The organism is Arthrobacter sp. ISL-28 (assembly GCF_018613875.1).
In the GTDB taxonomy this organism is placed as follows: Bacteria; Actinomycetota; Actinomycetes; order Actinomycetales; family Micrococcaceae; genus Arthrobacter.
The window spans coordinates 56,614-78,414 of the sequence record NZ_JAGGPJ010000029.1; the positions used below are offsets into that span (position 1 = coordinate 56,614).

A 21,801-nucleotide genomic window follows, 5' to 3' on the forward strand; every position below is an offset into this window, starting at 1 on the left:
GCGGCCGCAGAGACGCTATCAGCCAGAACGTCGTCCCGACAGCCCCTTTCCTGCCAACCAACTTTGCGGAGACTGGGGTCTTTCCAGCTATCGATGACTGGATGACCAGATAAGTGACAAGTTACGAATTCCCCGCGCGCACCCGAGTGAGCTTTCGGGGCAAGCAGCCACACGCCTCGGCCATGTTCTGGAGCGTAATAACGACCCCGGCCGACAGCGCGCGAAGCCACAGAGAGTCAAGCCTTAGTCGGCTGCAGGATCGGCGGCGATAGTTGTATCAGGTTCGGCCCATTCCAGTGCCGCGACCAGATGTCCTTCGTCGGGAAGACCCTTCTGTTCAGCCGCAGGAAGTTTGTCGTAGGTGTAGGCCGCGACTGCCATGGGTGAGGTGGATCGTCCCAGGCTGTACATGACGCTGCGGTCGTTCTTGGTGCCGCAGATCAGGATGCCGATGGTTTCGTTGTAGTGGTCCCGGCGGAGCATGTCATCGACAAGCGCGACCGGCCGCACTCAACCGCCGCGGCGGCGTACCAGGATCGCTGGTCTGTCTCCGCCTTGTATAACAGCACTGTGATGTGGCCCCGGGGCAATTGTGCAACAGGCTGTTGCACAATTGGTTCCGGCCAGGCTGCAGCAAACCCGCGCCAGCCTGCCCATGACCCCACTCCCCCAGCTCTCAACCTCCTGACGTTCCAGGATGGTCCGGCCGATGGACCGGTGCAGCTCGATGAGCTGGGTGTTGACTGTCCGCAGCGCCGTGGTGCGCGCGGCCCGGACCCGATTCTTGAGCTCGCCGAGCAGGTCCGTGTGGCCTGCGGGGGCGCAAGATCTCTGGGGGCTGCCATGCCCTCGATCCTATTGAGCAGGTCAGGCAGTACCTGCACCGACCTGACCCGGCCCGCGCCTTCCTCTTAGGGCACGACCGAGGCATAGGCTCTCAACGCGACGCCATGCGGTCCGTTCCGCGCATCCTCATTGCAACGACGAGTCCAGACGCCGCGGTCACGACGGACACGACGGCGACCGCCACGGGAATGCCATAGGCGTCCGCGAGCAGCCCGGATAGAAGGGCGCCAACGGCGAAACCACCGTCGCGCCACAGCCGGTAGACACCAACGGAGCGGGCACGCCATTCGGGGCGGGCAGCGTCGCCGATGGCGGCGAGCAACGTGGGATAGACCATGGCCGTACCCGCGCCCAGCAAAATGGCAGCGGCAATCCAGACCGTGAACGTGTGCCCGTAGGCGATCATCATTAGGGCCCCTGATTGCACGATCATCCCTCCGACGATCAGCACTTTGCGTCCGATCCGGTCGGAGAGTGCGCCGGTAATGAGCTGGCCGGCTCCCCAGACAGCCGGGTAGAGGGCGGCCAGGATGCCGATGCGCTCGATGCTCAGCCCTTCGGCGGCGAACAGTACCGGAAAGAGGCCCCACGCCAGGCCGTCGTTGAGGTTGTTGACCATGCCGGCCTGGCTGAGCGAGGAGAGCGACTTGTCCCGGAAGCTTGTGAGTATGAACACTTCACGGCTGCTGAGTGTGGCCACAGCGCTCTCCTGGGCGGAGAGCTGGTTGGCAGCTTCTGTTTTTGCGTATTGGTGCGTTTCCTGCACTTTGAGTACAGAGAGACCCAGACCTAGCGCTATGTAGGCGGCACCGAGCAGGAACGGACCCGGGCGTAGCCCGTAGTTGGCCGCAATGTATCCGGTGGCAAGCGCCGTGGCGGCGACACCGAGGTAGCCGGCCGCCTCGTTGAGGCCCATGGCGAGCCCGCGCCGGTCCGGGCCGACGAGGTCCATTTTCATGATCACGGTGCTGGACCAAGTAAGGCCCTGGTTGACTCCAAGGATGCCGTTTGCCGCAACGATCCACCACCACGTGGGGCCCAGGATGAGAAGCAGCGGCACGGGGATTGCGATCAGCCAGCCGGCGACCAGCACGGGTTTACGGCCGTATCGATCTGAGAGAGTGCCGGCAAAGTAGTTGGCTGCAGCCTTGGCTAGGCCGAAGGCCAGGATGTAGGTCAGGGCGCTGGTGTAAAGGTCAAGGTGGAACACCTGGTCTGCCAGCAGCGGCAGCACGGTTCGTTCCTGACCGAGGGTTCCGCCCACCAGTGCGTTGACCGCAACGAGCAGCACGAATTGAGCGAGGTTCTGCCGAAGCCCCAGCGCGATTTTGCGGTCGGAGCCTTTGCTCTCCGCTGCGGAGCTTGACCCGCTCGTCATCCTCCCCTTTCCAAGGGGAGGTGGGTTGCCTGCGCCCAGTCCGCACCGCCGTCCAGGACGGCAATGTCGGTTCGGCCGGTGCGCTCGAGGATACTTGCTGCCGTCATGGCGCGTTCTCCGTGTCCGCACATGAGGACAAGGGGGCCGCTCGGCAATTCGGAAAGGTGCCCCCTAGTCCCGCCAGTTCGACATTCCGGGCATCGGCGATGTGACCTGCACTGAACTCTGTACCCTGGCGAACGTCGATAACGGATGCCGAGGCTTCCGCGCCCCTGACAAGGCGTCCGGCCGCAATCAAAGACGATGCCATTGCTGTGGTGGTGTCGCCCCAGGCAGGAAGGCCGCCGTCGAGTTCTCCGGCAAGAGTGTCGAAGCCGACCTTGGCTGTCGCCCAGACAATGTCGTCGGGATCCTGGTCCGAACTGCACACGATAACCACGGGCCGCCGGGGATCGGCCAGCCAGCCAAGCCAGGTAGCGAACACCGGGCGGAGCGCGATCGACAGAGAGCCGGGGATGTGGCCGGCGGCAAAGTCCGAGGCCCGGTGGGTATCCACGATTTGAGCGACTTCGTCCTGGAACTCGACTACCTTCTCAAGTGAGAGTGCGGAGAGAGTCGGCGCGGCTGCGAGCACGGCGGGTCCACGCAAGTTGACGTCTCCCGGCCGGAGGAAGTAATCCGGGAATTTGCCAAGCGAGCCGAGCAGGGCGTCGACGAAGAAGTCTTCGCCGTCGACCTCGACCTGCAGGAGCGAATTCGTGGCCCGTTCCCTGCCGATCGTTGTGGTCCTCTCCCCTGTTGAGGCGGCCGAGCAGAAAGACCCGGCACCGTGGGCGGGCCAAACCAGGGTCTCATCGGGCAGCTCCATCAGCAGCTGCAGCGAGTGATAGTGGGCCCGGGCCAAGGGCACCGTCATTTCGGGGCTCACAAGGTCTGTGCGTCCCGCGGTTCCGCCCGCACCTGGTGAACGTCCCGCTCCAAATGTCACCACTGCTAGTCGGTGCTGAACTCGATCGTGAGCGGGATAGACCGGGCGAGGGAGTCACCGACGGGAGAGGAGCGTTCGACACGTTCGCGTAATGAGCGGATCTGTTCGTCGTCGGCGCCCGGGGCGTTAAGAATGATTTTGTAGGAAATGCCGGTATAGCCCGAACCCGGCGCCTCAAGGCCCAGATACGCCCGAACGTTGAAATGGCCGGTAGCTTCGACGCGCAGGTCCTTCACCTCTAGCCCGAGCAATGCCGCATGCAGTGTGATGAGATCGACGTCGCACGCCGCCAGCGCCCCAAGGAGCGCCTGCATGGCGTTGAACTCGCCGTCGCCGCCGATGTGCAAGGTCTTTTCTTCAAATTCCACACGCGACCGCGATCCACCCACCCAGCGTGCTAGGACTGTAGGCCGCCTGTCGGCCAACGAGGCGTCCTTTCGTACCTCGTCGCGAAACGCTTCCCACCCCGCGACGCTGATTCCGTTAATATGCGACATCGTCCCACTTCCCATTTGTCTCAACTTCTTTCTTCTGATCTGGCCGCAATCCATCATCGATTGCCGTGATGTGGTCTCAATATGGACGGTGTCAGTAGCTGAAGGTGGTCGCGCCGTCATCACCGATCCAGTCCCACGCACGCAACGGCATGATGGACCGCTAGCCGGACCGCCTCCTTAGTGAGGAACATAAGGGTAGGGCGGCCCGTCTCGGCTACTCCCACCGCAACGAGAAACGCAACCATCACCTTCCCGGAATCCTCCAGCCCCGTCGTCAGGCTGATAACTGCTTTATTACTCATCTTGGTCCTCCTGGGTGGTACCAATGTACGAGAACGATGAACCAATTCAATGGTTTTCTTGAATAGGACACCCTAGCGAGGGTATTGTCAAGAGAAGACTTGAATACAAGGGCCGGTGGAGGCGGTAGCATGTCAGATCATGTAGCGAAGGCAACCCTGTATGACGCACTGACCCAAGCAGCCAAGGCGCTATCGAACGGCAGACGCGCCGAGTTGGTCGACGTTCTCGCCCAAGGCGAACGACCGGTCGAGGAACTCGCAGACGAGATCGGCCAGACCATAGCCAACACGTCCCAGCACCTGCAGCGGCTGCTGCGGTCCGGCCTGGTCAAGACACGCCGCGACGGGACGCGCATCTACTACTCGCTTTCCAGCCCAGTCGTGCACGCCCTGTGGCGGACCATGCGGCAGACCGCCGAAGAACACGTCGCGGGATTGCAGCAGCTCGCAAACGACTACCTGGGCGACCGGAGCAAGCTCCGCACCATCACCCGCGACGCTCTCCAAGCGCGGCTCAGCGATGGCGACGTGGTCGTGCTCGACGTAAGACCCGAACCCGAGTACACCGCCGGCCACATCCGCGGCGCCATCACCATCCCTATCAGCGACCTGAAGTCGCGTCTCGGCGAGATACCGGCCGGTGCCGAGGTCGTGGCCTACTGCCGCGGGCCGTACTGCGTTTACGCCGACGACGCGGTCCGACTTATGACCAGGAACGGCCTCGATGCAGCCCGCCTCGAGGACGGCTTCCCGGAATGGGTGGCCGCCCGGCTCCCCATCGAGGGCCGCACGCCATAAAGCAAGCGCCGTAAGGAAACATCGATGCCTCCTTGCCACGCGGCGGACGCAAAGACATCGATCAGCTACGCGCTCTTGCTGTTCTCCAACGCCATGGCGGCTTCCACGACGGCGTCGAAGAGCGCGTCCTTTTCATGGTGGCTCCCACTCCCGCGCCCTATTCAAGAGTTCTCTTGACAAGAGCACCGTCCTGGGATTCTTATTCAAGTACCCATTTAAATAAGAAAGGGGGTGGTGGCCATGTCCACCATCCAAACTCCTCACGGACAGCAGTCCCGCCTCCGGACAGGAGCCGCTCTCATGACGCTGGCCGGTCTGGCTTTCGTGGGGTACGCCGTGATCTTCTTCGTCCTCAACTTCACGGACGCCTTCCTCGAGCTGGGTATCGGCCCCGATCAAGTGGGCAAGGGAAAAGCGGAGATCGAGGCCTTCAGCCCGCAGCTGTACCACTACATCAGCCATCTTCATATCGCGGTCAGCGGCTTCATCGCTGCGACCGGGCTGGCCGTCGCGGGCCTGTCCTGGTATGGGGTGCGGCGCGGAGAACGCTGGGCCTTCGCCACGGCCGTCACCGTCCCGGTCGTCGGACTCGCCGTGGCACTCCCCGCGCACTACCCGTGGGGTCTGGCAACACTTGGACACCTCGGCCTGATCTACCTCGCCGTCCTCATTTTCCTCGTCGGAGTCGTGACAGCCTACAGTGGAATGCGAAGCCCCGCGATGACACACCACTAACACTCCACTCGACGGCCCAAAAACCCAGCCCCGATAGTCCTCGTAGCACGAGAAAGCAGCGGAGCCGGAAGTCTTACGTGGCTCCGCTGCGGATCTCACGCGCCGACGTAGCTTGCGAGGTGCTGGCCGGTGAGAGTTGAGCGGGAGGCGATGCGGTCAGCCGGCATTCCCTCAAAGACGACGCGGCCGCCCTGGCCGCAGGGCAGAGGTCCTAAAAGGCAGCTACGTCGAGGTCGGAATGAAGCCTCACCTTCAGCGACCGCTTCCCGGCAGCTGAAAGACTACTAAAGAAATCGCCGGATACACCCTTTATGAGATAGTCCCGGCCGGGGAGATAGTGCTCCCTCTCAGCGGCGGCGAATCCTGACAGTTCCATCATCACCGCACGTTTTCGAGCCTTGCCCGGGTCAAATCGGGAGCTTCCGCTATTGCCTTGACGGCCTCCCTGGCGCTGTTGACGGCGCCAGGGAAGGCGTCGTTTCCGAGTTTGGTGGAGTTGAACAAGATGCTTGGGCGCCGCGTTCGGCCCCGTTCGCGGCGTCGCCCGCAGAGTCCGCGATGATGCAGAGTGCGCAACTGGCAGAGGTTGTGACGTTGGTTGTTATCCGGTCGATGGCTGGTCGACGTCAGGGCGGGAGGACTGACCGGGTAGCCCGAGGGATAGGGAGAGGTCGCTGGGTCCGATCCATATGGCGTCGAGTCCTTGGACTGCGGCGATCCCGGCGCTGTTTGCTGCGTACGGCCTTGTCTTCTGCCTGGGCAATGACGAGGGTGTTCGCCCTGGCGGCCTCGAGGTGCGCCTGCAGCGGCACCGTGCTGTGTCTGCCGGCGAGGGTATTCACGGCCAGGCCTTGGGTCCTGAAGGGCGGATAGTGGGCGGCAGCGGCTTCGGCGGCTGTGGAAATGTGGGGAAGGACCACGCCTGTGGCGCCGACGTCGAGGGCGCGCAGGATCAGCAGCGGGTCGTTGTGGCCGGTTCGATGGTTCCTGTAGGTTTTCCGCAAGAACCCATGATTTTGCGCAGCCCCGGCGCAGGATGATGCAACGTCCTCGACGGGCAGGTGGTCGACACCCGCGCGGACACTCAAGGCTGGAGCGCCACAGTCTCCCTCACTCCTTTCACCGGTGCCGACACTGAAACCGTGATCCCGGCCTCCGCCGCCACCTAGACCCCGGCCGCAGCGGACGAGACCGGAACATCCAACGTGACCGCCGCCGGCGCGCAGGACCCGTCCGCGGCCAGAACGGTGCAGACAGCGGGAGGGGTCAACGGCAACAACACCGCCACCTGCCGCCACCTGGGACCCCAGGGAACAAGGACGGCATCATGGCGTTCACGAAAGACGGCGCCAGATACCGGCTGAGTTACAACGTCCGCTGAGCCAAACGCCGGCAAGAAGTACCGCGCCACCGCTCCGGACTTGCAGGACTTCTTTCCCCGCCCGCAACTTCCTTCCTCCGCATTTGTCCCGGATTGGCCATGACGGATCCTCGCTCGGTCCCCAGTAACCCCATACCCTCTTACCTGACCGGGGAAGCTGGAGCTTCCCGTAGCCTCAACGCGCCCTGTTGCGGAGCTGACGCGCACGGTATGTTGCTCGAATGGACGATACATATCAGGTCATCGTGGTTGGCGGCGGGTTTGCCGGCATGACCGCGGCCGAGGAGCTCGGCCGCAAGGGTATTCGGGCACTCCTGATCGACGTGAACAATTACCACCAGTTCCAGCCCCTTCTGTACCAGGTGGCGGCGTCGCAGATCGGCGTGTCTGCGGTGGCTCGGCCTCTTCGTTCCGTGTTCCGCGGCATCAAAGGCGTGCGTGTCCTCACGGCGAAGGTGACGGCGATCGATCCCGCCACCCGCACCGTTACCACGGCCGACGGCTCCCCTTACCAGGCACGGATCCTCGTCATTGCCGCAGGCGCCGTCCCGAACTTCTTCAACACTCCGGGCGCCGAAGAACATGCCTATCCGCTGTATTCAGTGGCCGATGCCACCCGACTGAGCGCTGCCCTCACCCGCGCCCTGGATGAGGCGGACCGTGAGCATGCGGGCAGCGCGGACGTCGTCGTGGTCGGCGGCGGCCCCACCGGAGTGGAGACCGCTGGTGCCCTGGCGGAGAACGTCAAGTACATTGTGCCGAAGTATTTTTCGCCGGGCCTTGCTGGCCGGTGTCGCATCCATCTGGTGGATATGGTGCCGAACGTGCTGATGGCGTTCTCCGCCAAGTCACAGGCGTATACCCGTGACCGGCTGGTGAAACTCGGGGTACAGCTGCACATGGGCCAGGGCGTGACCGATGTCCGTCCCGACGGCGTCACGCTCGCGGACGGGACCGTCATTCCAGCCCGGATCGTTGTGTGGGCCGGGGGCTTGCAGGCCGGACAAATCATCGCCGAGTCCGGCCTGCCGCAGGGGAAAGGCGGACGCATCGACGTACTGACCGATCTGACCGCGCCCGCGGCCGAGGGCGTCTACGTGCTGGGCGATGCAGCCAACATCACCGATGCCGCAGGCGCCAAACTTCCCCAGCTCGGTTCCGTCGCCCAGCAGTCCGGCAAATGGGCCGCCCGCAACATCTACGCTGACCTCACCGGCGGCACGCGCCAGCCGTTCGTCTATCGGGACAAGGGCTACATGGCAATGGTCGGCCGCGGAGCCGCAGTCGCCGAACTCGGCCGCAAGCGTATCCAACTGCAAGGCCCGCTGGCGTTCGTCTCCTGGTTGGGGGTTCACCTCGCCTTGCTGCCCGGTTTCCAGCAGAAGCTCCGTGCCCTCTTTTCCTGGGCTAATGGCTACGTCACGCACAGCCCGTCGCAGGTGATTGTCGGCAGACCCGACTAGCCGATATGAGGTACGTGCAGCCCTCAAGCGGCACCCGTGGGCGGTCGGGCTTCTTGAAAACCGCTCCTCCCCCGGCGCGGCGACCCCGAGCCACCCTGGGCACCTTAGGTGCGGCGGGGTTTTCGGTTCAGCTATCGTGTCGGTCTTCAAACCGTGGGGCAAGGTATAAAGGTTTGCCGCCTTGCGCGAGCGGTCCGGCCCGCGGCGGGAGGCGTCCGGTTTCGACGCCACGTAAGCCATCGGGTTGACCGACGGCACCCTCGTGAGCCACCGATCCGGTCCTGAGACCGGCCCAGCGACGGACGCGGTAGCGGATATGGGTGGCCTTCGGGGTGTCGATCACCCGAACGATCTCCATCTCGATCCGCGACGGCAATACGTCGAACAACCGACGACCACGACCAGCAGACCGAATCCGTCGCGACAACCTTTGAAGACGGCTACAAAGTCGCAGAAATCGTCGACACCATCGAACGCGCGGCAGAAGAACGCGGCACACTCCCGGTGGCATTCACCCCATAGGAAACAGCGGGGGGCAGAAAAGCCCCCTGCCCGCGCGGCCCAAACCTCGCGACACGTCCGGGCACATAGTGGTTGCCGGCGCGAACTACGGCCAGGGATCCTCGCGGGAGCACGCGGCAATCACCCCGCGTTATCTTGGACTGCGCGCCGTAGTGGCCATCTCGTTCGCGCGAATCCACTGGCAGAACCTGGCCAACTTCGGCGTCCTCGCACTCGAATTCACAAATGCCGCCGACCACGATCGTATCCAGCAAGACGATGTGCTCCTGCTGACAGGCACACGCGAGGCGCTCGTAACTGGCACGGCGATCCTCGTGCACAACAAGACCCGGGATGAGGCCTACCCTGTGCGGCACAGTCTCTCGACCCGTCAGATCGACATGCTCCTCGCCGGTGGTCTCATCCCTTGGCTGCGCGAGCGAAGGGCGCAGGATACGCCCACGAACCCTAGAACGTTCGCGCACGGGTCAGCCATCCCACGCCGTTCATCCATATCGGGGCGCTCGCATGAAGCACTAAGACAGCAGAAAGCCTCGACGCTCAAAGAAGGAAGGAACCGGCCACAAGAAAAGCTACCGACAAACACGGCGTGACCGACACCCAAAGCGAGCTCCCGGACAGGGTGTGTACATTGTGCGCGCAGTCAGAGGCCCGAAAAGGGCCTCTGACTGCGGAAACACTGTTCCAGAGGTGGGACTCGAACCACATTCCAATCCCTGCAAACACTGGGAACTCCAGAAAACATCGCCAATCCAAGCCACTCCGGCAGGTGTACGACCCAGTCCGGAGCCAAATCCGTGACATTGGCAACACCGCCTTTCTGACAGATTTTGTGCAACCCAAAGCAGCTGCCGCACTCCTGAACCAGGGGGCGCGACAGCTGTGCTGAGCCCACCGATGCCGGCGCCGATGATCGCGCGGCGCTTCGCCTTCCCCGTCGTCGCCTGCCTCCCCCTTGTCCACGGGCCGACTGGGAGGCTGCAGGGACCGCTACATGACCGTGACGAGGGGCGCCACCTGTCGACTCGGGGTCGATGCCGACCCGCAGAGGCTCACCGAATTCGTCGACCACGCGAGCCGCGTCGTATCGCTCCCGGTGGGGCGTCGCGCCGCCCAGCCCTACACCGTGACGCACGGTACGGCACCGTCGGGGAGACGACCCGGATGGCCGCGAGGGTGACGACGAACCAGCGTAGTCGCACGCACTCGATCCCAGTCGAGCGCCCCCACTGCAGGGGCAAGTCTATGTGGACGGCGAGCCCAAGCGAGGACTGCGCGGCAATGCCGATGGGACCAATGAGTAGCTGGAGGATGGCTAGCGCGAGCAACGCCGCGACGCCAGCATCCAGACCCTCCAGCCAGCTGCCGGCGCGACCAGGAACCCAGGCGTGGAACACCACTGGCAGCGAGGCCGGAGACTCCGCCCTGCCCGAAAACCAACCCGCAGCCGGCCGCATAGAACAACCGCGACCAACCGCCGATCGGTGGATCAAGGCCTAGGGGCGGCCACCTTCTCGATGGCAACCGTCTCGATGATTCTGGTGGAAGGCTCGCCGACCAGAGCAGGAGCCGTCACACCGGTTTTCCACGTGTCGTTCTGCAGCCGGGCCAGGAAGTCCACGGCGGCCTCCTCCGTATCGAAATCCATCTCCAGCATTACGTAGTCCTCCTGGTCGAGCGGACGCGAGATCCGGTAGGACCGCACCCCCGACGTAGCGCGGTCCAGAGGGTCACTGTCGAAAGCTCTCCTCCACATGCCGAAGTCCCGGACCTGATGTTCGATTTGCAGGGTAATCATGGTGGTACTCCCGTCGACGGTTCTGCACGCCTAACCTTAGGCCGGAAGTCCGGAATTTGGGGCAGTCAACGCGTGAGGTCCTGATTTTTCGGCGCGAAGGCCAGACGGGTCGGTGGTCACGCCGTGGGAAGGACCCCGAGCTCGTAGTAGCAGCGACCGAGATGATTCCACCGGAGTGCGTGGTAGATGGCGAGGCCTCGTCGCCGCGCGGATGCGCGGCACCGACCATAAACCAGCCCAAAGGAAGCCGCATCCGCCGCCCCAGTTACCCGTAGACCAACGTTCTTAGGGTTCGTGGGCGTCCCGCGCCCTACGCTCACGCAGCCAAGGGATGAGACCACCGGCGAGGAGCATTTCGATCTGACGGGTCGAGAGACTGTGCCGCACAGGGTAGGCCTCATCCCGGGTCTTGTTGTGCACGAGGATCGCCGTGCCAGTTACGAGCGCCTCGCGTGTGCCTGTCAGCAGGAGCACATCGTCTTGCTGGATACGATCGTGGTCGGCGGCATTCGTGAATTCGAGTGCGAGGACGCCGAAGTTGGCCAGGTTCTGCCAGTGGATTCGCGCGAACGAGATGGCCACTACGGCGCGCAGTCCGAGATAACGCGGGGTGATTGCCGCGTGCTCCCGCGAGGATCCCTGGCCATAGTTCGCGCCGGCAACCACTATGTGCCCGGACGTGTCTCGGGTTTCGGCGGCACGGGCAGCGTAGGTTTCATCGACCTGGGCGAAGGTGAATTCGGCGAGCTTGGGGATGTTGCTGCGGTAGGGCAAAGCACGTGCGCCGGCCGGCAGGATCTCATCGGTGGAGATATCGTCGCCAAGGACCAGGGCGACCGGTGCCTCGATCCGGTCGGCGAGTGGGCCGAAGACCGGGAGCGATGAGATGTTTTCGCCCTTGATCAGTGTCACTGTGGAGGCCTCTTCCGGCGGCAACGGCTTCTCCAGCATCGTCAGGTTCACACTCGCCACCGCGGGCAGTTCGATCGCGGGATACTCCAGGTCGAAGAGTTCTACCAGGTCCCGCGGGTCAGTGATCGTTCCGGTGAGTGCGGCCGCCGCGGCCGTCTCCGGCGAGCACAGGTAGACCGAGTCTTCCCGCGTGCCCGAACGGCCCGGGAAGTTTCGCGGCATGGTGCGCAGGCTGTTGCTTCCGCTCGCGGGAGCCTGGCCCATGCCGATGCAGCCAAGGCATCCGGACTGATGCAACCGGGCTCCGGCGCTGATCAGATCGAAAGTGGCGCCCATTTTCGTTAGGTCCTGCAGGATCTGCCGGGTGCTGGGATTGACGTCGAAGGACAGGCCGGGGCGGGACTGCCGCCCCTTGGTGATTGCGGCGACTATCGCGAAGTCCCGCAATCCCGGATTCGCCGATGACCCGATCACAACCTGCCCCACGGACCTGCCGGCGACCTCCCGCACCGGCACGACATTCCCAGGTGAACCCGGAAGCGCGATGAGCGGCTCAATCGCAGAAAGGTCGATCTCCTCACGCACGTCATACGCGGCATCGGTGTCGGCGAGAAGTTCGGTGAAGTCGCCCTCGCGGTGCTCGGAGCGCAGGAAGGTCCGAACCTTCTCGTCCGCCGGGAAAACAGTGGTCGTTGCCCCCAATTCAGCGCCCATATTGGCGATCACATGCCGGTCCATCGCCGTCAATGTCGCAAGGCCGGGGCCGTGGTACTCGATGATCCGGTTCAGTCCGCCATCGACGCCGTGCCGACGCAGCATTTCCAGAATGACGTCCTTGGCGCTGGTCCACGGCGGCAACGCTCCATAAAGCCGCACGCCCCAGATCTCCGGCATCTTCAGAAAGAGCGGTTCTCCCGCGATGGCCAGGGCCACCTCGGTGCCCCCGACGCCGATGGCCAGCATCCCGAGCGAACCTGCGGCCGGGGTGTGGCTGTCGGAGCCGACCATGGTCTTGCCTGGAATCCCGAACCGCTGCATATGGGTCGGGTGAGATACCCCGTTGCCGGCCTTGGAGAACCACAGACCGAACCGCAGGCACGCGGAACGGAGAAAATCATGATCCTCCGCGTTCTTGCTGTCGGCCTGCAAGAGATTGTGGTCAACGTATTGCACGGACACTTCCGTCAGGGCGCGGTCCAGCCCCAGCGCCTCCAGCTCAAGCATGACCAAGGTTCCGGTCGCGTCCTGGGTGAGGGTCTGGTCAACATGCAAACCGATCTCCGACCCGGGAATCATCTCCCCCGCAACCAAATGTGATGCGATGAGCTTCTGGGCGACGTTATGAGCCATGGTGAGCGTCCTTACTCGATCCGGCTGCCCCCAGACCTGTCAGGTAAGTAACAGGCCTCCGGGGGCATGCCGCTTTACCCCCAACGTAGCCCGCTGATGGCGCCGGGGCCAGTAGCAGGCGTCGTACCCCGTTACAGCACCCGACGGGCCGGGGGGAATTGCGGAGACGCATCTCGTCCATAATATGGATATCGGCGTTTCAAAGACCACACCAGCACCCGCCCGCCAAGCCAGGAAGGCCGCGCAACTTCTGCTGACACCCGCCACGTAACTCCCCTTCCTAGCGTGGAGTTCTAGCTCCGGGGAGAGGGCCGGTGACGACCGAGATCGGCCGGATTTGCCCTCGGCACCGCAAGGGCACCAGCCGAAACTAAACCCGGTCCCAGGACTGGCGGCGCCGCATGCCCTGGAGACGCCACGAACTGGCCCTATCAGCTGTGGATGAATGTCCTACTCGCGCCCGATGTCTCCCGTTGGCGCGATGTTGAACCGCTGTGTCCCCAGTACCGCGAGCAGCCTCAGCTTCTCGTCCGCGTCGCTCCGGGGCTCGGTAGTGAGCACGAGGAGCGCCTGTGATCGGTCGTCGGTGAACAGCACCTGGCAGTCGAGTTCGATGGGCCCGATGTCGGGATGGATGAGCACCTTGTGGTCGGTGAAGCGTTGGGCCACTTCGTGTTGCTCCCATAGCTCGCGGAACTCTTCGCTGCCTTTGGCGAGCTCGGCCACGAGTTCGGCGGCACGTGATCGGGCCCCCATCGATCCATAGGCCGAGCGCAGTCCGGCGACGAGCGCTCGGCTCTGCCGCGGCCGGTCGTGCTCCGGGTAGTGCAGACGTTCCGTCTCGGGATGGATGAACCACCGGTAGCTTTCGTAGCGTTCCCACCCGGTCGCGCCGGAGTGATCCCCGAGGAGTGCCGAAGCGAGCGAGTTCTGTAGGAGGGTTTGCCCGAGGTTAGATATCACGAGCGCCGGGGTGTCTGCGAGCCGGTCGAACACCCGCTGCAGGGCAGGTGCGACGTGCTCCGACGCGCTGAGCCGATCCGGAACTGCGTGGCCGGCCGACCTGTAGAGGTAGTCGCGCTCGTCCGCGGTGAGGCGCAGCGCGCGGCTCAACGACGCGAGCATCTGCGTGCTCGGCTGCGGCCCGCGCTGCTGTTCAAGGCGGGTGTAGTAGTCGGTCGACATCAACGCGAGCTGCGCGACTTCCTCACGGCGCAGCCCGATCGCCCTGCGCCGCGGGCCCATAGGCAGGCCGACGTCGGACGGCCGTAGCGCTTCGCGCCGTCTGCGCAGGAACTCTGAAAGGGCTTGCCGATTCACTTCTTTATCCTTCCACGTCTGCCCTGGAGGTAACCATAGGACTCCCGGTCCCCCGACAAGCAGTCTCTGGAAGCCACAGGACACAGGCCGAAGACTTGAGATATGCGAATCAACGGAAACACCATTTTCATCCCCGGAGCGACCAGCGGCATTGGACTCGCCCTCGCAAAGCGCCTGCACGGTGCAGGCAATACAGTCATCGTGGGCGGGCGACGGGCCCGGCTGCTCGACGAGGTCGCCGAACTCAATCCCGGCATTGACACCGTCCAAGTCGACACGGCGGACGCCGCAAGCATCGCATCCGCAGCCCAGCAGGTCATCGCCCGGCACCCGGATCTCAACGTCCTCGTGACCATGGCGGGCATCATGCGCTTCGAGGACTGGACAAGCCCCACAGGGTTCCTCGGGACCGCGGAGGAGATCGTCACAACGAACCTCCTCGGCCCCATCCGGCTTATCGGCGCCTTCATCGAACACCTGCGCGCTCAACCCGACGCGACTATCATGACAGTCTCGTCCGGCCTCGCGTTCGCACCCCTGCGGATTACACCCACCTACAACGCGACCAAGGCCGCCGTGCACATGCTCAGCGAGTCCATCCGGCTGCAGCTCGCCGACACGACCGTGCGCGTGATCGAACTCCAGCCCCCGGCCGTACGTACGGGACTGCTCCCCGGCCAAGAGGACAGCACTTTCGCAATGCCACTAGACGAGTTCGTCGACGAGGTCATGATGATCCTGGCCGAGCAGCCGCACGCCACCGAGGTCCAGGTCGAAAACGTCAAGTTCTTGCGCTACGGCGAAGCCCGCGGCGACTACGACCACGTCGTGGCGACCCTCAATCGGCTCGATCCGCACGCGAAGGCATGAGCCGGCACGGGGAACTCCCGGACGGCATATGCGCCGCGCTTCAACAGGCCGAAGCCTCAACCGTCCAAATGGCGTGATCCGTTCTTCCGCTGGACAGGGCAATATTGTCGGTTCGATGCGGACTGGTGACCAGCCGGATCGGTCAGGGGCCTCGCGAGGGACTCCTCGAGACAGTAGCGGCAGTAGCCGAACAGAAAGGTCAGGCCCATCAGGACCAGGAACAGCTCGCCGGGGAACCCGGCGATAACTTCCTTGGTGGTCATGCCTGCGACCGGAACACCCACCGCGAAGGCGGCTACGAAAGCCAGCACGCCCATATTGACAGACCGGACCGTTGCCACGAGGAAGAGAAGAGCCAGGACGATGAGGCTGTGGCCAGGCCTCCAACGCTTCATCGGCTGCAACGGCCTCCGAACAGGCACAGGCGCCCATCAGTGTGGTGACCACCACGAACGTCTATGGAGATATTGCGAATTCAATCGGTGGGGGGAAGGTTCAGGTGACCTCGATCATCAGCAAGACCAGCCAGGACCCGCATTCCTACGAGCCCAAACCGCAGGACAAATTGGCCTTGTCCAAGGCCGGATTGGCCATCGGGAACGGTGGAGGCTATGACCCGTTCTTTGACACGATTACGAAGGAGTCAGGCCTCAGCCCGGACCGCACCATCCAAGGCTTCGACGTCGCCGAGCTGGATGGCGGTGGGGAATCCCCCGCCCACGGTGGGGCCAATGCTGCGGAGACCGACGGCCACGACCATGGCGAGGTCAACGAGCATGCTTGGTACAACATGGCCGCAGCGTCGAAGATCGCCTAGGAAACCGCCGCACGACTCGGCACGATCGACCCTGCCGGAGCTTCTGGCTTCGCCGCCAACGCGGAAAGATTCAAGGCCGAAACGGCAGCAATCTCGGACAGGCTGGCTTCCATCAAGTCAAAGCACAACGGGGAGAGCGTGGCGCTTACTGAGCCGCTGCCGGCGTACATGCCGGAGGAAGCGGGCCTGGAGAACCGGACACCCGAGGACTTCCTGGAAGCCGCCGAGGAGGGCAACGACGTACCGGCAGGGGCACTGAAGGAAACCATCGACGTTGTCTCATCCAAGTCCGTGCGTTTCCTTGCCTTTAACGATCAGACGTCGACGCCTCAGACTGAGTCGGTCCGCAAGGCGGCAGAGACGGCGACGGTGCCGGTTGTCGAGTTCACTGAGACGCTGCCCGAGGGTACGCGTGCGTTGGTGTGAAGGCAAAGAACCCGGGTTTTGGGGTCGGCCCGTGCGAAGTCCCACACAGTGTGGACCAACGCACGGGCCAGTCCGTTTCGGCGGTGCTGTGGGCAGGATAGTCATGTACCTCCCGGCCGGTCACACCATGAACACACGTGCCCGAGGAGCTGGCACTGAGCTGGGAAACCAACCAAGGCCCGCATCGGGAGCACAGAGGCGCAAGACCACATGAATTCGCCGGTTCCGAATACGTCGGCTCACCAGCAGAACCGCGATTATTGCATCTGCTGCAAGATCGACCCCTTCTCCGAAATAGTGCCCTAACTAGGGCGAGAACGCTATCGGTTGCCTGCAGAACATCCGACGTGGGAAGGCTTGGTCGGCAGTCAGGCAAAACCAGTTGGTCCTGCAAGCAGCCGCATGTATTCAGGTGATAACCCTTGGGGCTACTATGACGACATCACGTCTGTCCATTTATCTATGGGGAGCAATGAATACTTCTCGGGTCGTCGCCGGAATCGCGCTCTTGGCGCTAATGCTCACGGCATGCTCCGGCCCGCAACCCCAGGCAGCACCGACAGTCTCAGTTGCGCCCGCATCGGCGCCGAGCGCAAGACCCACCCCCAATGCGGCCGCTGCCGGTAATGAAAACGAACGCGGCCAGGTGGTCCAGGAGATCGGTGAAACGGCCGTACTCGTTACCGACGGATATGACGCCCCTCCTACGATGACCTTCAAGGTGACGTCCATTGAGCCGGTCAAATGCGACGCACCTGACGCACCCCGGCCACATGGAATTGCCATCGCAGTGGCCCTTGAGATCGTCACCTCCCCAACGTTTTCGGGACCACTGGTAGTCAATGGCCAGCCAGGGATGATCAGTTTCCGCCCGCATTACTGGAAGGGCTATGCCTCCAACGGCACTCAGATGAACACCGTTGAGTCTTCCATCGAGCACGGCTGCCTTGCCGACAGAACAAAGCTTCTGCCCGATTATTTTGGTAAAGACCGAAAGCTGAACGGGCTGGTCATCCTTGATGTGACGACGCCGACCGGCGAGGTTGCGTTCGTACCGAACGGCATTGGGGGCTGGGTCTGGGAGTACCCCGGGGATGATTCGGGAACCAGAATCGGACCAGCTTGACGGAATGTGGATTTATCGGCGCGTGGATTATCTGCGTTCAAAGATTGACCGGGGGAGGCTCCGAGGAGCCAATCCTGGGCGGCCCGTCTAGTGCCGCGAAGAAGGGCGCCGCGCGGACGTGTCGCCACCTTCTGGACCTGCTGGCCCGTCGGTAACGAATCGCGACCATGCGATTTCAAAGATCGTCTTCGGGCCGGGCACTGACGATTTTATTGGCGCGCATCTGCAGGATGCCGAGCGACTCCTGGATCAGGGGCGATGTGATGCTGCCCCTGCGCACCGCAGCGACAATGCGGCGCGCGGGTTTCCCTTTGCCAGTTATGCGCAGCCGAACCACGTTTTCGGCACTATGTAGGGGCGCGAGTCGCGGCAGCAGGCCCACGCCAAGCCCCGCACCCACGAAGGCGATTTGGGTTTCCCATTCAACAGCCTCATGGGCAATCCGCGGTGTCACTCCGACTGCCGTGAACGCTGCGGTGAAGAGGGAATGGTAGGTGGAACCGGCGGCCTCGGTGATCCAGGGTTCTGATGCCAACTCTTCGAGAGTCACTGTTTCCCGCGATGCCAACGGATGGTCGGCGGGGATGATCACGTCCAAGGGATCGTCGAGCAGAACGGTCTGCTCGAAGCGCGGATCATCCTCACCATAGGTGTTGGACTGCATGGCGACTATGACCGCAAGATCGATTCGCTCGGCAACCAACAAGTCGAAGCAGCGGGCCGGGTTGGCCTCGAGTACCTGCACCTCCAGCAGGGGGCGCGTTGAGCGGAGGGTGGCGGCCAGCGGCGCGAGCAACTGGGCGGCCGCCGTGGAGAATCCACCGAGGCCGAAACGTGACTGCACCTGGTCGCCGGCCTCCATGGCCGCGGCGCGCAGGCTCTCCCAGTCCGCAATGAGGGTGTCCGAGCCGGCTACGAGAAAGCGGCCCGTGGCGGTCAGCCGTACGCCCCGACCGTCCTTCGTCAGCAGTTGCAAACCAAGCACGCGCTGGAGCTCACGCAATTGCGCGGAGACTGCGGAGGGAGAATAACCAGTGAGCTCAGCGGTTGCGCTCACGGTGCCGCATCGGGCAAACACCCGAAGTGTTATGAGCCTTGGATCGATCATGCATCTATTGTGCACGGTTATCTTCGGAATCTTGCGCTTTTACTGCAGCCCGGTCAGTCCTAATGTGACTACAACGACTTTTGACAACGGCTGCATGCACCCGTGGTCTTCACCAATCGCACGCTCACCCACGCCTCCCGGGAGAAAACTCATGACTGCTCCAGTCCACCTGCCCCTCCATTCACGCCGGAAACTCGCTTCATCCTTGCCTGCCGAGCAGCTGGCGGAAATTGCGGAGTTGTTCGAGTTCCGTCGCGCTGGATACTCCCTCGATGCCCCCTTCTACACAGACCCGACGATTTTCAACATCGACATGGAAGCCATTTTTGGCCAGCACTGGATCTTTGCAGCCAGCATCGCGGAACTGCCGGAGCCGGGCGACTACGTGACCGTCGACTACGGCCCCTATTCCCTGATCGTGCTGCGCAACGATGACGGCGGCGTGAACGTCCTGCACAATGTGTGCCGCCACCGCGGCGCCCGCGTCCTGACCGAATCGGCGGGGTCAACCGGAAACCTGGTATGCGGCTATCATTCCTGGACCTACTCGCCCAGCGGCGATTTGATCCATGCCTCGGCGCCAGGTGAGACGAAGTTCGACAAGAGCTGCTTCGGCCTCAAGCGCGCCCACAGCCGCGTGGTCGCCGGACTCATCTTCGTCTGCATTGCAGACGAACCGCCGACGGACTTCGACGAAACCTCAAAGATCTTCGAGCCTTACCTGACGCCCCACGATCTGTCGAAGACGAAAATCGCCTACCAGCAGAACATCGTCGAGGAGGGCAACTGGAAGCTCGTCATGGAGAACAACCGTGAGTGCTACCACTGCGACGGCCACCCTGAGCTCGCCTGCTCCCTCTTTCCCACGTGGGGCCTCACGGAGGGCCTGATCCCCGCCCATCTTGAGGAAGTGTGGGACCGCAACAAGGAAGCACAGTCCTCCCTCGAGGAGCGCTGCCGCCGCTACGGCCTTCCCTATGAGGTCGTTGAGGAGCTTGACACGCGCATTGCGGGCATCCGAATCTCACGGGAATCGCTCGACGGAGAGGGCGAATCGTTCTCGCCCGATGGGCGCAGGCTCTCCAAGAAGCTCCTCGGTGACTTGCGGGACTTCCGCCTTGGCCGCTGTTCGATGCACCTGCAGCCCAACAGCTGGTTCCATTTCCTCGGGGACCACGTCATCACGTTCGGCGTCTTCCCCATCAACGAACACCAGACGCTGGTACGCACCACCTGGCTGGTGGCTGACGACGCCGAGGAAGGCGTCGATTACGACCTGGAGAAACTCACCTACACCTGGAAGCAGACAAATCTGCAGGACAAGGCGTTCGTGGAGCTGTGCCAGAAGGGCGCCGGCAGCCCCGCCTACGAGCCCGGCCCGTACATGAAGAGCGAATACCAGGTGGAGGCGTTCATCAACTGGTACGTTCAGCGCGTGCAGGAGCACCTGGCATGATTGAAGTCCTCACTGAGACGGCAATCCAGGAACCACAGCGCATTCGCGGTCTTGAGATGCCGTGGAACAGGGTAATGGCCAGCATCGAAGGACCCGCCAGCGCCGCCCGCGCATTGGGCCCCTGGCATCCGCAGGAGTTCATGGCCGAATGTGTCGAGACCGTCCCCGAGGCGGGCGGCATGATGACCTTCGTGTTCCGCCGTTGCGACGGTGCGCCCCTGGCGTTCCGTGCTGGCCAGTACGTGAACGTCGCCTTTCCCCTGAACGGCGAGGAGCAGGATCCGGTGGACCGCAGCTACTCGCTGTCCAGTTCGCCCACGGAGCCATGGACCTTCAACATCACAGTCAAATGCGACCCCACCGGACTGGTCTCACCGTGGGTGCACGAGAACGTCCGACCGGGCACCGTCCTCGATATGCTCGGACCGGTCGGAGCGTTCCATCTGCCCGATGCCGACCGGCGGGCACGGTACCTTATGCTGGCCGCCGGCGCAGGCATCACCCCCATCATGTCGATGGTGCGGACTATCCACTCCCTGCCCGGACAAGCCGACGTGGTGGTGCTCTACCACGGAGCGGAGGCCGGAGGCTTTGCCTTCCATCGGGAGTTGGCCTACATCGCCTCCGTGGACTCGCGCGTCAAGGTCTTCTACGCCCTGGGCGACCGCGGCAAACCCGAGGAGTGGGAAGGGCTCAGCGGAAGGCTGACGGCGGCCATGATCGACGAGGTGGCCCCTGATGCCAACGGGCGGCAGGTCTATGCCTGCGGCCCCGAGGGTTACCTGAACACCGCCACCGAGCTCCTCAAAAAGGTCGGCGTCGACGACACCTCCATCTACATGGAATTCTTCTCGGGAGATCGCCAGACGCTCCTTGAGTACCAGGCCGAGCTCGCGTTTGCAGGGGACATTGCCGAGGAAATCGCGGAGGAAATCGCCGATTCCGCCGCGGGCTACTATGAAAGCCAGCCCACCGCGTTCGGGCTCTACGAGCCCGGCTACGACGCCGACGGTACCCTGAAGGCCGCGGGGCTGCCCCTGGAAACCGTCGACCCGGACGCGCCCTCTCCCGAAGCCCCCGACGGCAGTTCGGACGTGGGGCCCGAGGCCGGCTCCCCCGATGCCTCGAGCTTCGACACGGTGGGAACGGGAAGCCTCACCTTGTCCTTCATGCGCACCGGCATCAATGTGCGGATCGACCCCACCGAACACATCCTCGGGGCGGCGCAGCGTGCGGGCGTCAGGATCGGTGCGAACTGCAAGGAAGGCATGTGCGGCTCCTGCAAGGTCGTCAAGCTTTCAGGGGAGGTCGAGATGAACCATCAGGGCGGTATCCGGGCACGGGAAATCGACGCAGGCAAGTTCCTGCCATGCTGCTCCACCGCGCAGACCGACTTGGTGATCGATGCTTAGCCGGTTCCAGCTGCTCTAGGCCAAGGCCGGGAACTTACATGAGCAAACTACAGGTAGCACGAGCCCCTGGGGATGACCACCGCCGTCGCAATCTGCCAGGGTGCGTAGGCCAATTAGCTCGTGAGTGATCAGGCGGCTTTGTCATTCTGATGTCCCCATCATCGCTGGGCAGTCCTCCGCGCAACCAGGGCGCTCCCGCGCCGGTCCTGATCAAAAACTGCCCTCGGCGCTCCTCGCGAACTTTTTGATCAGGACCGGTCCCCCAAGTTGCACTCCGGCCCGCTGAGCCCAGCGGC

At 63.5% G+C, this 21,801-nt stretch carries 21 protein-coding genes and 1 pseudogene; 9 read left to right on the forward strand and 13 right to left on the reverse strand.

Translation table 11 applies throughout. From position 1 onward, the window contains the following. Positions 1-243: 243 nt before the first annotated feature. The 6 genes from J7E80_RS24465 to J7E80_RS19130 all read right to left on the reverse strand — a co-directional run bounded on the left by J7E80_RS24465 (position 244) and on the right by J7E80_RS19130 (position 4,011). On the reverse strand, positions 244-510 hold the full coding sequence (locus tag J7E80_RS24465) for a PDDEXK nuclease domain-containing protein (protein WP_311380885.1): 267 nt from the start codon (positions 508-510) through the stop codon (positions 244-246). Further along, positions 511-801, reverse strand: a complete 291-nt coding sequence (locus J7E80_RS24470) for a DUF1016 N-terminal domain-containing protein (RefSeq protein ID WP_311380892.1) — start codon at positions 799-801, stop codon at positions 511-513. Positions 802-937: 136 nt separating this feature from the next. Next, positions 938-2,224, reverse strand: a complete 1,287-nt coding sequence (locus J7E80_RS19115) for an MFS transporter (protein WP_215053806.1) — start codon at positions 2,222-2,224, stop codon at positions 938-940. Between the two features lie 103 nt (positions 2,225-2,327). Beyond that, entirely contained in the window at positions 2,328-3,152 is an 825-nt protein-coding gene (locus J7E80_RS19120; protein WP_215053807.1) for a rhodanese-like domain-containing protein, read from the reverse strand. 65 nt (positions 3,153-3,217) lie between these two features. Then, the gene (locus J7E80_RS24355) at positions 3,218-3,580 is read right to left on the reverse strand and encodes an OsmC family protein (RefSeq protein WP_215053808.1); all 363 of its coding nucleotides are present in this window, start codon (positions 3,578-3,580) and stop codon (positions 3,218-3,220) included. A 248-nt stretch (positions 3,581-3,828) separates the two neighbouring features. Continuing rightward, positions 3,829-4,011: a hypothetical protein gene (locus J7E80_RS19130; protein ID WP_251037103.1), complete on the reverse strand. Its 183-nt coding sequence runs from the start codon at positions 4,009-4,011 to the stop codon at positions 3,829-3,831. 129 nt (positions 4,012-4,140) lie between these two features. Between J7E80_RS19130 and J7E80_RS19135 the strand changes: the two genes are divergently transcribed. Both J7E80_RS19135 and J7E80_RS19140 read left to right on the forward strand, forming a co-directional pair. Then, positions 4,141-4,809: a metalloregulator ArsR/SmtB family transcription factor gene (locus J7E80_RS19135; RefSeq protein WP_215053809.1), complete on the forward strand. Its 669-nt coding sequence runs from the start codon at positions 4,141-4,143 to the stop codon at positions 4,807-4,809. A gap of 240 nt (positions 4,810-5,049) precedes the next feature. Then, positions 5,050-5,544: a hypothetical protein gene (locus J7E80_RS19140; protein WP_251037104.1), complete on the forward strand. Its 495-nt coding sequence runs from the start codon at positions 5,050-5,052 to the stop codon at positions 5,542-5,544. Between the two features lie 211 nt (positions 5,545-5,755). On the opposite strand, the gene J7E80_RS19145 is transcribed toward J7E80_RS19140, so the two are convergent. Next, a complete protein-coding gene (locus tag J7E80_RS19145; RefSeq protein ID WP_215053811.1) occupies positions 5,756-5,923 on the reverse strand; it encodes a hypothetical protein in 168 nt (55 codons plus the stop codon). 247 nt (positions 5,924-6,170) lie between these two features. Next, complete coding sequence (locus J7E80_RS24475; RefSeq protein WP_311380886.1) at positions 6,171-6,548, reverse strand: hypothetical protein; 378 nt, start codon at positions 6,546-6,548, stop codon at positions 6,171-6,173. A 598-nt stretch (positions 6,549-7,146) separates the two neighbouring features. Between J7E80_RS24475 and J7E80_RS19155 the strand changes: the two genes are divergently transcribed. Both J7E80_RS19155 and J7E80_RS19160 read left to right on the forward strand, forming a co-directional pair. Then, positions 7,147-8,388 carry an NAD(P)/FAD-dependent oxidoreductase gene (locus tag J7E80_RS19155; protein WP_215053812.1) on the forward strand — a complete coding sequence of 414 codons (1,242 nt, stop codon included), beginning with the start codon at positions 7,147-7,149 and terminating at the stop codon, positions 8,386-8,388. Positions 8,389-8,978: 590 nt separating this feature from the next. Next, on the forward strand, positions 8,979-9,503 hold the full coding sequence (locus J7E80_RS19160; protein WP_396020811.1) for a hypothetical protein: 525 nt from the start codon (positions 8,979-8,981) through the stop codon (positions 9,501-9,503). Positions 9,504-10,399: 896 nt separating this feature from the next. On the opposite strand, the gene J7E80_RS19165 is transcribed toward J7E80_RS19160, so the two are convergent. The 3 genes from J7E80_RS19165 to J7E80_RS19175 form a co-directional block, all read right to left on the reverse strand. Beyond that, positions 10,400-10,708 (reverse strand): hypothetical protein, encoded by a 309-nt coding sequence (locus J7E80_RS19165; protein ID WP_215053813.1) that lies wholly within the window; start codon positions 10,706-10,708, stop codon positions 10,400-10,402. A 285-nt stretch (positions 10,709-10,993) separates the two neighbouring features. Beyond that, a complete protein-coding gene (locus tag J7E80_RS19170; protein ID WP_215053814.1) occupies positions 10,994-12,970 on the reverse strand; it encodes an aconitate hydratase in 1,977 nt (658 codons plus the stop codon). Between the two features lie 450 nt (positions 12,971-13,420). After that, positions 13,421-14,290, reverse strand: coding sequence for a helix-turn-helix transcriptional regulator (locus J7E80_RS19175; protein WP_215053815.1), 870 nt, complete (start codon positions 14,288-14,290; stop codon positions 13,421-13,423). A gap of 102 nt (positions 14,291-14,392) precedes the next feature. On the opposite strand from J7E80_RS19175, the gene J7E80_RS19180 reads away from it, so the two are divergent. After that, complete coding sequence (locus J7E80_RS19180; protein WP_215053816.1) at positions 14,393-15,160, forward strand: SDR family oxidoreductase; 768 nt, start codon at positions 14,393-14,395, stop codon at positions 15,158-15,160. Positions 15,161-15,216: 56 nt separating this feature from the next. Here the strand turns inward: J7E80_RS19180 and J7E80_RS19185 are convergent, their stop codons facing one another. Continuing rightward, a complete protein-coding gene (locus J7E80_RS19185) occupies positions 15,217-15,555 on the reverse strand; it encodes a hypothetical protein (RefSeq protein ID WP_215053817.1) in 339 nt (112 codons plus the stop codon). Positions 15,556-15,599: 44 nt separating this feature from the next. On the opposite strand from J7E80_RS19185, the pseudogene J7E80_RS23975 reads away from it, so the two are divergent. Both J7E80_RS23975 and J7E80_RS19200 read left to right on the forward strand, forming a co-directional pair. After that, positions 15,600-16,403: pseudogene (locus J7E80_RS23975) on the forward strand (metal ABC transporter solute-binding protein, Zn/Mn family). Positions 16,404-16,875: 472 nt separating this feature from the next. Then, positions 16,876-17,529, forward strand: a complete 654-nt coding sequence (locus J7E80_RS19200; RefSeq protein ID WP_215053819.1) for a hypothetical protein — start codon at positions 16,876-16,878, stop codon at positions 17,527-17,529. 175 nt (positions 17,530-17,704) lie between these two features. Here J7E80_RS19200 and J7E80_RS19205 read toward each other — a convergent pair whose 3' ends face one another. Next, positions 17,705-18,637: a LysR family transcriptional regulator gene (locus J7E80_RS19205; RefSeq protein ID WP_215053820.1), complete on the reverse strand. Its 933-nt coding sequence runs from the start codon at positions 18,635-18,637 to the stop codon at positions 17,705-17,707. A 151-nt stretch (positions 18,638-18,788) separates the two neighbouring features. Here J7E80_RS19205 and J7E80_RS19210 point away from each other — a divergent pair, with 151 nt between their 5' ends. Both J7E80_RS19210 and J7E80_RS19215 read left to right on the forward strand, forming a co-directional pair. Then, complete coding sequence (locus J7E80_RS19210; protein WP_215053821.1) at positions 18,789-20,093, forward strand: SRPBCC family protein; 1,305 nt, start codon at positions 18,789-18,791, stop codon at positions 20,091-20,093. Continuing rightward, the gene (locus tag J7E80_RS19215) at positions 20,090-21,505 is read left to right on the forward strand and encodes a ferredoxin reductase (RefSeq protein ID WP_215053822.1); all 1,416 of its coding nucleotides are present in this window, start codon (positions 20,090-20,092) and stop codon (positions 21,503-21,505) included. The genes J7E80_RS19210 and J7E80_RS19215 overlap by 4 nt, the downstream gene beginning before the upstream one ends. The last annotated feature ends 296 nt before the right edge of the window (positions 21,506-21,801 follow it).